The organism is Curtobacterium sp. UCD-KPL2560 (assembly GCF_001705035.1).
GTDB lineage: Bacteria > Actinomycetota > Actinomycetes > Actinomycetales > Microbacteriaceae > Curtobacterium.
This window is the reverse complement of record NZ_MCIG01000020.1, coordinates 1-14,420: the sequence shown is the minus strand read 5'-3', so window position 1 is coordinate 14,420 and position 14,420 is coordinate 1. Positions and strand designations below refer to the sequence as shown.

Sequence of the window (14,420 nt, the reverse complement as noted above, 5' to 3'; positions counted from 1 at the left end):
TCAGGCCCGACGTCGTCGGGCGACGATCCCCGCCGTCCCGAGCAGCACGAGGGACCCGGCGAGCACGAGGACGGGGACGACCGGCCCGCTGCCGGTCCAGGCGAGGTCGCGCGCGTGGTGCGGACCGTCGGCCGGTCCCGACGCCACCGGGCCACGGCCGGGAGGCACGGTGCCGGTCGTGCCGCTCGCTGCGGTCGGCAGGGCGGTCGCCGGGGCGGTCGAATCGGCGGCGCGGGTCGCCGACGGGCCCGGCGACGCCGCGGCGGTCGGGGCGGTCGTCGGGTCGGCGCTGGGCGTTGCGGACGGGACCGGCACCGGCCGCCCGGAGGACGTCGCCGTGACGATGCGCTGCCGGTTGTAGTCCGCGACCGCGAGGGAGCGGTCCGCGCCGACGGACACGCCCGTGGGGTTCACCAGCGCCGTCCCGTCGGGCGCGGTGGAGAACGCCACCGACCAGGAACCGCCCGTCCGCGCCCAGACCCGGCCCGCGCCGTTGTCCACGACGAAGACGTCGCCGCCGTCGACGGCCACGCCCCGCAGCACGCTGCCCGCGTGCCGGGGGAACCCGAGGGACACGACCGCCCCCGTCGCGCGGTCGAGCCGCCAGACGTCGTCCGTCCCGGCATCGGTGACCGTGAGGACCGTCCCGTCGGCGGAGCGTGCGACGCCGGCCGGGTCCTGCCAGGGGCCGGCGACCGTCGTCCAGGTGTCGGAGCCGAGCTGCGTCGTCCAGAGGCGTCCGCTGCCCGGCACCGCGGCGAACACGGTCGTGCCGTCCACCGCGAGTCCGGCGACCTGACCCTGCACCGGCGGGGCGGCCTGTCGCGTCACGGCCCCCGATCCCGGGTCGACCGTCGCGAGGGCCGGGCGACCCGCCTCGGCGACCAGGACCCGGCCGTCCGGAGTGGTGGTCACGGCGGACGGGTTCCACATGTCCCGTTGTCCGGTGCCGAACGGGGCGACGACGCTCCACACCCCGGTGGTGCTCCGTCGGAGCACGCCGTTCCCGGCGAGGTCGGCGACGAGCACCGACCCGTCGGCGTCGACGTGGACGTCGTTCGGCGCCGTGAAGGACGAGGCGACGGGCGGAGCGGACACGTCCGCACGCGTCGGCGTCCACGTCTCGCTCGTCGAGGAACCGGCCCCGTCGGCCAGCGCGGCACCCGCTCCGGCCAGGACGACCGCGAGCACCGCTGCGCCGACGGCCAGGACGGTGCGGGACACCGCCCGCCCGACGCTCGGACCGCTCCGGCCCGGTGTCGTCGGTCGTCCGGTCGCGACGTGTCGCGGCGTCCGGGCGCTTCGCCCCATGGTGGTCCCCCTCGTGGAGGACGCTCCTCCGCCGCAGACCGTACTGACGGGCGGGGGACGACGTGGTCCCCCCGTTCGGGGACCACGGACGCGTCCTCCGGTCAGCAGGGCACCCGTGCCGTGTGCCCTGCGGTGCCGGTGGAGCGCCGGACCGCAGCCGGCGGGACGGACCCCGGGCGCGCCTCGGCACCGGCCACCGCTGCCGGACCGCAGCCGGCGGGACGGACGCGGGGTGCGCCTCCCGGCCGGTCCGACGCGCGTGCGGAGCCCGGTCCGCCGACGCCGATCAGGAGGGGGCGTGGACGCGCTGCTGCGCGGCGAGGAGCCCGAGCTCCGCGATCGCCTCGACCGCGTCCGCGCCGTCGGCGATGAGGTTCGGCAGCGTCTTCTTCTCGGTCGGCGAGAAGTCGCGGAGGACGTAGTCTGCGGGGTCCTGTCGACCCGGGGGACGGCCGATGCCGATCCGCACCCGGGAGAACTCGTTCGTGCCGGTCGCCTTGATGATGTCGCGCAGGCCGTTGTGCCCGCCGTGACCGCCGCTGCCCTTGAGACGGACGGTGTCGAACGGCAGGTCGAGCTCGTCGTGCACGACCACGAGCTCGGCGGGGGTGGCGCTGTAGAACCCGAGGACGCTCGAGACGGGTCCGCCGGAGGTGTTCATGAACGACCCCGGCTTCGCGAGGACGATCCTGGTGCCGCCGGGGACCAGACGCCCCTCGGCGACCTGGTTCGGCGTCTTGTGCTTCTTGAACGTCGCACCCATGCGGGCGGCGAGTTCGTCGAGGACCATCTGGCCGACGTTGTGGCGGTTGCCCGCGTAGCCGGGCCCGGGGTTCCCGAGCCCGACCACGACGAGCGTGTCCACTGCCATCAGCGTCGGCCAGACGTCCGCGAGGGTGTGCTTACTCGGAGTCGACCGGGGCGGAGCCGCCCTCGGCACCCGCCTCGGCGCCGGCCTCGGCAGCTGCCTCGTCGGCGGCGTCGTCGTCGGCGGTGCCACGCGGGGTGACGATCTGGACGACGAGCGCCTCGCCGTCGGTCTCGAGCTCGGCGCCGGCGGGCAGCTCGAGCTGCGACGCCAGGACCTGCGTGCCGTCCTCGAGGCCCTCGACGTCGACCGTCACGTGCTCGGGGATGTTGGTCGCCTCGACCAGGAGCGAGACCGAGGAGAGGTCCTGCACGTGGATGGTGCCGGAGAAGGACTCACCGGTCACGACGACGGGCACGTCGACCGTGACCTTCTCGCCACGACGCACGACGACGAGGTCGATGTGCTCGATGATCTGGCGCACCGGGTCACGCTGGACGTCCTTGACGAGGGCGAGCTGCGAGGTGCCCTCGATGTCGAGGTCCACGACCGCGTTCGCGGTGCGGACGAGGAGCATCGTCTCGTGGCCCGGCAGCGACACGTGCTGCGGCTCGGTGCCGTGGCCGTAGATGACGGCGGGGATCTTGTCGGCGGCGCGGAGCTTGCGGGCCGCACCCTTGCCGAACTTGGTGCGGATCTCGACTGCGAGCGTGGTGTAGTCGGCCATGGTGCCTCCTGGTCTCGTGGGCGACACCGGGGTGCCGGCATCGTGGGGTCTGTGGTGTTGCAACTCGAACGCGTGCACGCGTGAGGAACGTTCCCAGAGCTTGCCGGGCATCCGCCGCGTCGATCACGGCCGCGCGAACGCGACCCTCGCCGAAGTCGTGCGCCACTCTACCAGTACCGTCCCGGGCGTGTCGTACCGCGGGGGCGGTGGTGCTGGTGCTGGTGCTGGTGCTGGTGCTGGTGCTGGTGCTGGTGCTGGTGCTGGTGCTGCGTGGTACTCCGTCAGCGTCCGACGTCGCGTCGGTGGTGCTGGGCGGCGCGCAGGAGGTCGCGGGCGCGGTCGCTCGCCTCGGCCGCGGCGTCCCGGGCCCGCTCGGCGCGCTCGACCGCGGCGGCCGCGTCGGCGAGCCGGCGTTCGAGGTCGGCCCGGCGTTCCTCCGCGCGCTCGAGGTCGGACTCCGCGGCGTCGAGGGCGGCGTCGGCGGTGCGGGACTCGGCACGGGCGGTGGCCTCCGCCTCGCGGGCGGCGTGCTCCTGCTGTGCCCGCTCGTGCTCCTGCTGCTCGCGCTCGCGCTGGTGGTGCTGTTGCCGGCGCTCGTCCTGGTGGTGCTGCGGCTGCTGGTGCGTCGTGGTGGCGGCGCGACCCGCTTGCCGGGACCGGCGCGCGCTCTCGATCGGGATGGGTTCCGCGTCCGAGCCGGACCACGCCTCCGGCACGGCGTCGGGGTCGGCGAGCGCACCGTCGAGGTCGACCGCATCGAACCCGGCGCTCTCCAGGGCACGGACGAGCAGCCCCGAGCGGACGGCGGCACCGGCGTGCGGGTCGACCATCGCGGCCTCGACGGTCGCGCGGACCTGGTCGAGGACCGCCGAGGTCACCGGGTGCCCGGCGTCGGCCGCGCGGTCGGCCCCGGCGCGCACGACGGCGTCGACGACCACGGACCGCTGCCGTCGGAGCTGCCGGATGGCGTCCGGGTCGGCGTCCGCCTGGGCCTGCCGGATCGACGGCCCGAGACCCACGGCCTCGTCGAGCGCGCCGTCGTGCGCGAGCAGGTCGACGACCCAGGCCGCGGGTGCGGGTTTCCGGAGCCCGCCGATCCGGGTCGCGAGGGGACGGTCGTCCGCGCGGACGGCCCGCTGCCGGGCGGTGCGCTCACGGACGAAGTCGGCGGGCGCGACGAGGAGCAGTTCCCTCGCCACGTCCGCGAACTCCATCGCCCCAGCATGCCCCGGGTGCCACGGTGCGCTACCAGTCGTGGACGGTGCCGTCGGCCAGGCGGTTGAACGGCAGGTACGCCTGCTCGTAGGGGTACTTCCCCGCCTCGTCGACGTCGAGGGACACCCCCAGGCCGGGCTCGTCGCCGGGGTGCAGGTAGCCGTCGGTGAAGGTGGACGTCTGCCGGAACACCTGGTTCGTGCGCGGCCCGTGCTGCATGTACTCCTGGATGCCGAAGTTGTGGATCGCGAGCCCGAGGTGCATCTGCGCCGCGAGCCCCACCGGTGAGATGTCGGTCGGGCCGTGGAACCCGGACTTCACCTGGTACAACGCCGCGTAGTCCATCGTCTTGCGGAGCGGCGTCACCCCGCCCATGTGCGTCACGGCACCGCGGACGTAGTCGATGAGCTGGTCGCGGATGACGTCCTTGAAGTCCCAGATCGTGTTGAACACCTCGCCGATCGCGAGCGGCGTCGTGGTGTGCTGCCGGACGAGCTTGAGTGCCTCCTGGTTCTCGGCCGGAGTGCAGTCCTCGAGCCAGAACAGGTCGTAGGGCTCGAGGGACTTGCCGAGCTTCGCGGCCTGCAACGGGGTCATCCGGTGGTGACCGTCGTGCAGCAGGGGCAGTTCGGGGCCGAACTCGTTGCGGACCGCCTCGAACACGGTCGGCACGTGCCGGAGGTAGGCGCGGGTGTCCCAGTCCTCCATCGCCGGGTACGCCCCGCGCTGCGCCGGCTCGAAGTCGTACCGGACACCCGCGTTGCCCTCGGTCGTGCGGTTCGACGCGATGCCGTAGATGCTCTCGAGCCCGGGGACGCCGGTCTGGACGCGGATGGACCGGTAGCCCTCAGCCTGGTGCTCCCGGATCGAGTCGAACAGCTCCGGGAGCTCCTTGCCCGAGGCGTGCCCGTACGCCATGAGGCCGGTCCGCGACGCCCCGCCGAGCAGCTGGTACAGCGGCATCCCCGCGACCTTGGCCTTGACGTCCCAGAGCGCCATGTCGACGGCGGCGATCGCGGCCATCGTGACCGGGCCGCGGCGCCAGTACGACGAGCGGTACAGGAACTGCCAGGCGTCCTCGATCCGGCTGGCGTCGCGCCCGACGAGCAGGGGGACGACGTGCTCGGCCAGGTACGCCGCCACGGCGAGCTCGCGACCGTTCAGCGTCGCGTCGCCGAGTCCGGTGACCCCGTCGACGGTGGTGATCTTCAGCGTCACGAAGTTGCGGTCGGGGCTCGTGACGACGACCTCGGCGCGGTCGATGAGCTGCCCGCGGTCGGTCGACGCCCAGGTGTCGGGCCGCCCGGCCGTCGGGTCGGTCGCGGCACCGCCGTCGGTCGCGCCGGGGACCGGTGCTGCGGGGTTCGTGGTGCCGGTCGTGCTCGCGTCGGTCATGCGTGGACTCCTTCGTCGGTGCGTGGGCTGCCGGCGGCGCTGCCGGTGTCGTGCGCCGCGGCTCGGATGCGGTCGGCGGCCGCCGTCACGGCGGCGACCACGGGCGTGGTGTCGAGGTCGGGTGCGATCACGGCGAGCACGGCGTGCAGGTCCGAGTCTGGCCCGGGCGCACCGGGGTCGGTCACGAGCGCGGGCTGCTCGGTGCAGTGCAGCCACCAGGCGGCGATCGCGGTCGCGGCACCCGGGCCGATGCCCGCGTCCGGGTCGCGGTCGCGTCGTCGGCGCACGACGTCGACGACCCGGACGGGCAGCTTCTCGGAACCCCCGGCGGCGATCTGGCGGAGGGTGTGCCGGATGCGCGGGTTCGCGAACCGTCCGAGGAGCGCTGCCCGGGCCGCGGTGGTCTCGTCGGCCGGCAGCGTGAGCTCCGCCGAGGCCTCGTCCCACAGCTGGTCGACGGCGGCACGGCAGCGCGGATCGCCCACCGCCTCGGCCACCGTCTCGTGCCCGAGGAACATCCCGAGGTACGCGAGCACCGAGTGCGCGCCGTTGAGCAGCCAGAGCTTGCGCTGCTCGAAGGGCGTGACGTCACCGACGAGTCGGACCCCGGCGGTCTCCCACGCCGGTCGGTCGACCCCGGTGAAGGCGTCCTCGAGCACCCACTCGGCGAACGGCTCGGTGACCACGGGCACCCGGTCGCCGGGCAGCGCCCCCGGCAGGTCGGCGAGGCCCGCGACGTCCGCGTCGGTCGTCGCCGGGGTGATCCGGTCGACCATCGACGACGGGAACGCCACGTGCTCGTCGACCCAGGTGCGCAGCGCCGCGTCGTCGACAGCCGATGCCACCGCCCGCCGGAGCACCTCGCCGTTGTGCGTCAGGTTGTCGAGGCTGACGAGCGCGATCCGCCCACCGCCGGCGTCCCGTCGCGCCGCGAGCCCGTCGACCAGGCGGGCCGGGACGTCGGAGTCCGCGCGGTAGCCGGCCTCGGTGACCGTCAGCGTCACGATGCTCGTGTCGGCGGACGCGACCGCGCGCCTCCAGGCCTCGTCGTCGCTGCCGGGGTGCGCGGCGACGATCGCGTCGACGACCTCGGCGGTGTCCCCGGCCGCGGCCCGGGTGACGAGCGTGTACCGGCAGTCCTGCGCGGCGAGCGCCTCGGCCGCGTGCGCCGAACGTCCGGTGAACGCGGTGATGCCCCACGGCACGCCCGCCGCCCGCTGCGTGTACCAGGCGAGGTGCGCGCGGGCGAAGGCACCCACGCCGAGGTGCACGATGCCCGGCCGTCGGGTGGTCACGCCGTCACCGGGACCAGGGACCGGAGGTACGCGAGGTTGTCCGCGGTGCGCTCGGCGAGCGGCAGGGCGGTGGAGAAGTCCTCGACCGTGACCCAGCCGTCGTAACCCACCTGGCGGAGGGCGTCGAGGTACTCCCCCACCGACGCCTGGCCGTCGCGCAGCGGTGCCCACTCGTGTTGCCAGACGCGACTGCCGTCGGCACGGGTGTCGCCGGTGTCCACCCACCGGGCGTTCTTGACGTGGGCGTGGGCGAGGTACGGACCGAGGAGCTCGAAGGCCGCCAGGTGGTCCTCCTGCCCCTCGATGACGAGGTTGCCGAGGTCGTGGACGACGCCGACGTGCGCGGGATCGAGGCCGTCGAGGAGCCGCAGGGCCGCGGAGGCCGAGGGGGTGATCGTCGTGTGGTGCAGCTCGACGAGGGCCTTCACCCCGAGGTCCGCTGCGCGACCCGCCGCCCACTCGAGGTCGGCCCGCGTGCGGTCGAACAGTTGCCCGTAGGTCGCGCCCGTCCGCTCGCGCTCACGCCGGTACATCGGCATGGTGACCCGGACCTGGCGGGCACCGAGCTCGGCCGTCACGCGGAGCATCGTCTCGACGCCCTCGTGGTCGGCGACCGGCTGGTAGCCGCCGATGCCCGAGTACCCGAGCCCGGCGGCGTCGGTGGTGCGCGCGATCTCGCCGACCTGGTCGACGATGCCGGTGAACTGCCAGGTCGACCGGTTGCCGACCCAGAACGCACGGTCCGCCGGCACCGGCTGCCCGTCGGCCGGACGGTCGTCGACGACGCGCCACTCGATGCCGTCCCAGCCCTGCCCGGCGAGGGTCTCGGCAGCCTGCGACGGCGTCCAGTCGGGGGTGGAGGCGGTGAACACGGAGAACTTCATCGGGTTGCTCCTTCGCGGGTGGTGACCGGGACGGTCGGGACGACGTCGTCGTACTTCCCGTGGATGACGTCGTCGATGCGCACGGGCTGCCCGAGCGTCGCGCTGACGTAGAGCCCGCGGACGGTCGCGAGCGAGACGAGTGCGGCGTCGACGGTGACGCCCGGATCGCGGCCCTCGCGGATCGCCGCCACGACGTCGGTGTACTGGCGTGCGTGCCCGGCGGCGAAGTGGTCCGGTTCGCCCGGTCCGCCGACGACGTGCTCGGGCGGGACGACGGCGTCCTTCTGGTCGGCGGCGTCCGCGACCGCCGTGGTGTTCGCGGTGGTCGACGCCGACTCGAGGGTGGCTGTGTCCGGGGCGACGTGGAAGTACGCGAGCCGGTCGTCGTCGACGATCGCGGAACCGTGCGTGCCGTACACGGCGTAGCGCGCCGAGAGGCCGGGGTAGGCGGCGGTCGTGCAGTGGATGACGCCGAGCGCACCACCTCGGAACCGGACGGTCGCGACCGCGGTGTCCTCGACCTCGATCCGGTCGTGCGCGAGGAGCCCGACCTGGGCGGAGATCTCCTCCGGACGACCGAGCGCCCAGACGAGCAGGTCGACCGTGTGGACGCCCTGGTTCATGACCGCGCCGCCGCCGTCGAGCGCCCAGGTGCCGCGCCAGTCACCCGAGTCGTAGTAGCCCTGCGACCGGTACCACGCGACGCTCGCGACGCCGGAGGTCACGGTCCCGAAGGCGCCGCTGTGCGCCGCCCCGGCGACGGCGACCGATGCCGGGTCGAACCGGTGCTGGCTGATGACGCTCGTGACGAGCCCGCGCGTGCGGGCCTCGGCTGCCAGCCGGGCGATCTCGCGTGCCCGCGGCATCGTCGTGTCGAGGGGCTTCTCGATGACGACGTGCTTGCCCGCGGCGAGCGCTGCCTCGGCCAGCTGCACGTGCATGCCGGACGGCGAGCAGATCGCGACGACGTCGATGTCGGTCGCGGCGATGGCCTGCTCGATGGTCGCGGTCGTGACGGGGCGGGGCACGCCGAGGGCCTGGAGTTCGTCGGCGGCGCTCGTGGCCGCCGCAGGGACGGCGTCGACGAGCGCGACGACCTGCAGGTCGGGGTGCTGGACGGCGACGCGGGCGTGGTGGCGGCCGATGACGCCGGCGCCGACGACTGCCAACTTGAGTGGTGAGGTCATCGCAGGGTGACTCCGATCTGGTCGGTGAGGGCGCGGAAGGCACGACCGGCGCGACCGAAGGCCGCGGGGCCGGAGAACCCGCCGAGATGGGTGAAGTCGCTGAGGTGCGGTTCGAGCGAGGCGTACCCGGAGTACCCGGCGTCACGCAGCGCGGTGAGGGTGTCGAGCAGTTCGCCGTCGCCCTCGCCCGCGGGGACGACGGACGAGTCCGCCGCGAGGGCGTCCTTGACCTGCAGGTAGTCGACGTACGGGGCGAGCTGCGCCCATCCGTCGGTGAACGGGCGGACCCCGCACTGGACGTAGTTCGCGTTGTCCCAGGCGAGTCGGAGCGCGGGCGACCCGACGCTCTCGACGATGTCGAGCACGCGGCCGGGGACGTCGCCGTAGATGTCCTTCTCGTTCTCGTGCAGCAGGGTGACCCCCGCGCGCTCCGCGCGGTCGGCGAGCGCCCGCATCCGGACGAGGACGTCGTCGCGGACGTCCTCCGGCGCGCGGCCCGGGGAGAAGAACGAGAAGATCCGGATGTTCGTGGTGCCGAGCGCGCGCGCCGCGGCGATCGCCCGGCCGAGCCGCCCCACCTCGTGCTCGACGGGCTCGTCGACGGGCACCTTGCCGATCGGCGACGCGATCGCGGACACGGTCTGGCCGCGATCCCGGAGGACACGGTGCAGGCCGGCGAGCTGGTCGTCGTCGAGGTCGACGACGTTCACCCCCCAGGCGCTCCGCACCTCGATCGCGGAGGCACCGAGCGCCTGCAGCACGGCGACCTGGACCGCCGGATCGGCGTCGATCTCGTCGCCGAAACCGGAGAGTTCCCAACTGGGCTGGGTCATGACGTTCCCTTCGTGGTGACCGGGGTACCAGCCTGGAGGCGCGGGGCGGGCCCGCACCGCGCCTCCAGGCTGTCCGTGGAGGAGTGCACGCTGTGCACAGCGGCCTACTTGACGGAGCCGGCCGTGAGGCCGCCGACCAGGTAGCGCTGGAAGACCAGGTAGAGCGCGACCACCGGGACGGCGCACACGATCGAGGCGGCCATCATCTGGCCGTAGATCGGGACGGCGCCGCCCTCCTGGGCGGTGCCGAGCACCTGCAGGACGACCGCGACGGTGCGGGTGTTCGGGGTCGTCATGATCGTGCTGAACAGCACGTCGTTCCAGCCCAGCAGGAAGGCGAAGATCGCCGAGACGACGATGCCGGGCCAGGACAGCGGCAGGACGATGCTCCGCAGGATGCGCCCGCTCGAGGCGCCGTCGATGCGTGCGGCCTCCTCGAGTTCCTTCGGCAGACCGCGCAGGTACGTGACCATGACCCACGTGGAGAACGGCAGGGCGAAGGTCAGGTAGGTGACGAAGAGGCCCCACCGGGTACCGATCACCTGCACGCCCGTCGCACTCGCGATGTTCGCGAACACCACGAAGACCGGCAGGAGCAGGAGCGTCCCGGGGACGGACTGCAGGGCGAGGAGCCCCCGCAGCATCGTGAGGCGGCCGAGGAAGCGGAACCGGACGAGGACGTAGGCGGTGGACACGGCGAGCGTGGCGCTCGCGACCGCGACGGCCCCGGCGGTGAGGAGCGAGTTCACCAGCCCCTGGCCGAGGGCGACGGTGTCCCAGATCGCGACGTAGTTCGCGAGCGTGAACTCGGACGGGAAGTACTCGCCCCGGGCGACCGCGACGTCGGAGTTGACCGAGCCGAACAGGATGTAGAGCACCGGGGCCGCGATGAAGGCGGTGATCACCGCGATCACGAGGACGAGCAGCCACCGCGGCAGGAGCCGGGTGACGTCGGTGTCGTACGGGCGTCTGCCGGGTCGTCGTCCCGGCGCGGTGATGCTCTCGGTGAGCGTCGCGGTCGGAGGGGTCCGGGTGGTCCCGGCGAACGGCGTGCCGTGGGCGCTCATGCGCGGGCTCCCTCGATGTCGGCCGCCACGGGGGCGGCGAGCGTCGCGAGGTCGGCGCGGCGCTGCTTCCGGGTGGGTCCGGCGTCGTCGCCGGTGTCGAGCTTGACGGCCCGCAGGTACACGAACAGCGGGATCGCGACGATCACGAGCGAGCAGATCGCCATCGCCGCGGACAGCCCGAAGCGGAACGACTGGAAGCTCGCGATGTACGTCAGGACGGGCATGACCTCGACGCTCGAGGGCAGTGGGATGCCGAACAGGACGAACGGCAGCGTGAAGTTGTTGATGTTGTGCAGGATCGAGATGATCACCGCGAGGCTCAGCGGGCCACGGAGGTACGGGAAGACGATGTACCGGAGCTTCGCCCACCAGGTGACGCCGTCGAGTGCCGCGGCCTCGTGCACCTCGCCGTCGACGGCCTGCAGCCCGGCGAGCGAGAGCAGGTAGACGAACGGCCAGCTCGTCCAGACCATGACGCCGGCGAGCGCCCAGTACGACGCCGAGCCGTTCAGCCAGAGGACGTCCGTGCCGAACACCGTGTTCACCACGCCCTGCGGCTGGAGCATCGTCCGGAAGAACGTGCCGACGACGAAGGCCGGGAGCACGTACGGGATGAGGTAGACCGAGCGGACGAGTCCGCGCCCGGGGAACCGGTTCTGCGTCGAGATCGCCGCGGCGACACCGATCGGCACGGTCGCGGCGGTGACGAGCACCGACAGCGACACCGAGATCCACACCGAGTGCAGGAGCGGTGAGTCGGTGAACGCCTCGACGAAGTTGGCGAGTCCGACGAACGGGGCGCTGAACCACTGGCGGAGCGTGTACTGGTCGAGGTCGAGCATCGCGATGTACACGCCCACCAGGAGCGGCACGACGATGACGACGAGCATGAGCACGCCACCGGGCAGGAGCATCCACAGCGGACGTTCGCGCCGGTACAGCGGTGTGCGGCCGTGCGGACGGACCTCGCGCGGCGGGCGCTCGGCGTCGCGTGGTGCCCGGGTCTGGACCTGCGTCATCACAGGCCTCCGTTCTTCTGTCGGTCCAGGGTCGCCTGGGCGTCCCGTTGGGCGGCGGCGAGCCGCTTCCGGAGCTGGTCGTCCGTCACCTCGCCGCTCTTCAGCGAGGGGATGGACTGCACGACGACGTCGACGAGCGAGAGCTGGATGTCGGACCACGCACCGGTGAAGGCGGTCGGCTTCGAGAGCTTGCCGGCCTGGACGATCGGGGCGAGGTCCGGGTTCTCCCGCGCGATCGTCTGCGCGGCCTCGGTGTTCGTCGGTAGCTGCCCGAAGAGCTCGAAGTAGCGCTCCTGGGCCGCGGGCGACGAGACCTGCTGCACGAAGTCGAACGACAGGTCCTGCTTGGTGCCGTAGTCGGCGACGACGAGGTTGTCGCCGGACAGGATGCTCGCCGCCTCGATGCCGTCGGCGGGACGCTCGGTCGCCCCCGGGGGCACGGTCGGCAGCAGCGCGTACTGGTACTTCCCGTCGACCGCCGACCCCTTCAGCGTGTTGAGCGAGGTCGTCGTCGTCATCGGGAAGAACGCGGCCTTGCCGTCGGCGAACTGTGCGAGCGCCTGGGCGTTGTTCCACCCGATCGCCGCCGGGTCGACGACGCCGTCCTTGGTCACCCAGTCGAAGTAGGTGCGGTAGGCGTTCTCGACGGCGTCGGCGGAGATCTCGGCCTTCGAGCCGTCGACGATGGTGTTGCCGGCGTTCTCGGCCATGCCCCAGACGAACTTCCACGGGTCGAAGCCGTCGGCGTAGGCGACCGCCATCCCGAAGTGGCCGTCACGCGTCGTCGCCTCCGCGTCCGCGGTGAGCGCGTCCCAGGTCGTCGGCAGCTCGGTGATCCCGGCCTGTGCGAGGAGTTCCGTGTTCACCGCCATCACGAACGGGCGGCTGGCGAACGGGATCCCGATCTGCTTCGACGCGCTCGGCCCGGAGATGCCGAGCGACGCGGCGTCGAACTGGTCCTTCCCGCCGACGGCGCGCCACTGGTCGCTGCCCATCTCGACGAAGGCCCCGGTGGCGTAGGCGGTGGGGGTGAACGTCGTCCCGATCGCGTAGACGTCCGGCCCCTGCCCGGAGATGACGCTCGTCTGGATGGCGGTCAGCTCCTCCTGGGGCGAGGAGTACGTCTCCCACTGGATGTCCGCGCCCGTGGTGCGCTTGAACTCGGCAGCCGTCTCCTGCTGCCACTGCTTGCGTTCCTTCGGGTAGGTCGTGTCCGCGGCCATCATCACACGGAGGGTGTCCGGGTCGTCACCGCTGCCGTCCACGACCGCGCAGCCCTGGAGCGTGAGGGCGGCGACCGCGACGACGGCGGCACCGACGAGTGCGCGGGTCCTGCGTCTTCCTGTGCTCATGCGGGGGTTTCCTCCTCGAGACCTCCACCGGGCGGCGCTGCCCGGTCCCCGGCGGCGCTGCCGGTTGCGCACCACTGTCCCGCCGCTGGCAACAACCGGCAACCGGTTGCCAGTTGTTGCCAGCCCGTCCTACCGTCGGTCCACCGGCGCGACGAGGCGGCGGTGCCGACCCGTCGTCGCGACGGTGCGGATCCGCTCTCGCGACGGTGCGAGGCAGGACCTCGCGACGGTGCGAGGCAGGACGGAGGAGCGGTGCGCGAGACCGACACCACCCGGCGGGTGACCATCCGGGACATCGCCGACGCGACCGGCGTCGCCCCCTCGACCGTCTCGCGGGCGCTCGCACTGCCGGACCGCGTGAACCGGGTCACGCAGCAGCGCATCCAGGAGGCAGCGCGGTCACTCGGCTACGTGCCGAACCAGCAGGCGCGCGCCCTGACGTCGGGACGCACCCGGGCGGTCGCGGTGCTCGTGTCCGACATCACGAACCCGTTCTACTTCGACGTCATCCGCGGCACGCAGCACCAGCTGGCCGCCGCCGGGTGGACGCAGCTGCTCGTCGACACCGAGGAGTCCGCCGAGGCCGAGCTCGCCGCCCTCGGCGCGATCGCGACCAAGGCGGACGGCGCGGTGCTCACCGCCTCCCGACTGTCCGACGCGCAGATCGCACGGTTCGCCGAACGGACCCCGCTCGTGGTCGTGAACCGCCGGCCCGCAGGCGTCCCGTCGGTGCTCATCGACACGCCTGGCGGGGTCGAGCAGGCCGTGCAGCACCTCGTCTCCCTCGGCCACCGGGACGTCCTCTACGTCGCCGGACCGGACAGCTCGTGGTCGAACGAACGTCGGTGGCGGGCACTCGTGCGGGTCGGGAGGCGTCTGGGTGTGCGGGTCGCCCGCATCGGCCCGCACGCACCGTTCGTCGACTCGGGCGCAGCAGCCGCCGACGCCGCGGTGCACGCCGGGGCGACCGCGTGCATCGCCTTCAACGACCTCATCGCGATCGGCATGCTCGGACGGTTCCGGGAACGCGGCGTCCGCGTACCCGAGGACGTGTCCGTGGTCGGCTGCGACGACATCTTCGGAGCGGACTTCTGCAACCCGCCCCTCACGACGATGACGTCACCCATCGAGCGGGCCGGGCAGGTCGCGATCCGGATGCTGCTCGGTCGACTCGGGGCGCCCCCGGCGGACGGCGCGGGCGACGAGCACACGGCCTCGGCCGTCGCGCTCCCGACCCACCTGACCGTGCGGGAGTCGACCGGCCCCGCACCGGGTGGCGGACCCTGACCGGTCCCCCGACCGCCCCGTCCCGTCCGCTCGCCTCGCC

At 73.1% G+C, this 14,420-nt stretch carries 13 protein-coding genes; 1 reads left to right on the top strand and 12 read right to left on the bottom strand.

Annotated elements, in window-relative coordinates; genetic code table 11:
• The 12 genes from BEP24_RS07095 to BEP24_RS07040 all read right to left on the bottom strand — a co-directional run bounded on the left by BEP24_RS07095 (nt 1) and on the right by BEP24_RS07040 (nt 13,093).
• Nucleotides 1–1,224: a hypothetical protein gene (locus BEP24_RS07095; RefSeq protein WP_065961782.1), complete on the bottom strand. Its 1,224-nt coding sequence runs from the start codon at nt 1,222–1,224 to the stop codon at nt 1–3.
• A gap of 373 nt (nt 1,225–1,597) precedes the next feature.
• Nucleotides 1,598–2,182, bottom strand: a complete 585-nt coding sequence (gene pth, locus BEP24_RS07090; RefSeq protein WP_065961781.1) for an aminoacyl-tRNA hydrolase — start codon at nt 2,180–2,182, stop codon at nt 1,598–1,600.
• Nucleotides 2,183–2,213: 31 nt separating this feature from the next.
• On the bottom strand, nt 2,214–2,846 hold the full coding sequence (locus BEP24_RS07085) for a 50S ribosomal protein L25/general stress protein Ctc (RefSeq protein ID WP_065961779.1): 633 nt from the start codon (nt 2,844–2,846) through the stop codon (nt 2,214–2,216).
• A gap of 281 nt (nt 2,847–3,127) precedes the next feature.
• Nucleotides 3,128–4,060, bottom strand: coding sequence for a hypothetical protein (locus tag BEP24_RS07080; RefSeq protein ID WP_065961777.1), 933 nt, complete (start codon nt 4,058–4,060; stop codon nt 3,128–3,130).
• Nucleotides 4,061–4,091: 31 nt separating this feature from the next.
• Nucleotides 4,092–5,456, bottom strand: coding sequence for a D-mannonate dehydratase ManD (manD, locus tag BEP24_RS07075; protein WP_253181620.1), 1,365 nt, complete (start codon nt 5,454–5,456; stop codon nt 4,092–4,094).
• Entirely contained in the window at nt 5,453–6,751 is a 1,299-nt protein-coding gene (locus BEP24_RS07070; RefSeq protein ID WP_065961775.1) for a mannitol dehydrogenase family protein, read from the bottom strand. Before BEP24_RS07070 ends, manD begins: the two co-directional genes overlap by 4 nt.
• Nucleotides 6,748–7,635, bottom strand: coding sequence for a sugar phosphate isomerase/epimerase family protein (locus BEP24_RS07065; protein ID WP_065961774.1), 888 nt, complete (start codon nt 7,633–7,635; stop codon nt 6,748–6,750). Before BEP24_RS07065 ends, BEP24_RS07070 begins: the two co-directional genes overlap by 4 nt.
• Nucleotides 7,632–8,822 (bottom strand): Gfo/Idh/MocA family oxidoreductase, encoded by a 1,191-nt coding sequence (locus BEP24_RS07060; RefSeq protein WP_065961770.1) that lies wholly within the window; start codon nt 8,820–8,822, stop codon nt 7,632–7,634. The genes BEP24_RS07065 and BEP24_RS07060 overlap by 4 nt, the downstream gene beginning before the upstream one ends.
• A complete protein-coding gene (locus tag BEP24_RS07055) occupies nt 8,819–9,655 on the bottom strand; it encodes a sugar phosphate isomerase/epimerase family protein (protein WP_065961769.1) in 837 nt (278 codons plus the stop codon). The genes BEP24_RS07060 and BEP24_RS07055 overlap by 4 nt, the downstream gene beginning before the upstream one ends.
• A 104-nt stretch (nt 9,656–9,759) precedes the next feature.
• Entirely contained in the window at nt 9,760–10,722 is a 963-nt protein-coding gene (locus BEP24_RS07050) for a carbohydrate ABC transporter permease (RefSeq protein ID WP_083230169.1), read from the bottom strand.
• Nucleotides 10,719–11,741 carry a sugar ABC transporter permease gene (locus BEP24_RS07045; protein WP_065961767.1) on the bottom strand — a complete coding sequence of 341 codons (1,023 nt, stop codon included), beginning with the start codon at nt 11,739–11,741 and terminating at the stop codon, nt 10,719–10,721. The genes BEP24_RS07050 and BEP24_RS07045 overlap by 4 nt, the downstream gene beginning before the upstream one ends.
• Nucleotides 11,741–13,093 (bottom strand): extracellular solute-binding protein, encoded by a 1,353-nt coding sequence (locus BEP24_RS07040; protein WP_083230168.1) that lies wholly within the window; start codon nt 13,091–13,093, stop codon nt 11,741–11,743. The genes BEP24_RS07045 and BEP24_RS07040 overlap by 1 nt, the downstream gene beginning before the upstream one ends.
• Nucleotides 13,094–13,345: 252 nt before the next feature.
• Between BEP24_RS07040 and BEP24_RS07035 the strand changes: the two genes are divergently transcribed.
• Complete coding sequence (locus tag BEP24_RS07035; RefSeq protein ID WP_065961764.1) at nt 13,346–14,380, top strand: LacI family DNA-binding transcriptional regulator; 1,035 nt, start codon at nt 13,346–13,348, stop codon at nt 14,378–14,380.
• The last annotated feature ends 40 nt before the right edge of the window (nt 14,381–14,420 follow it).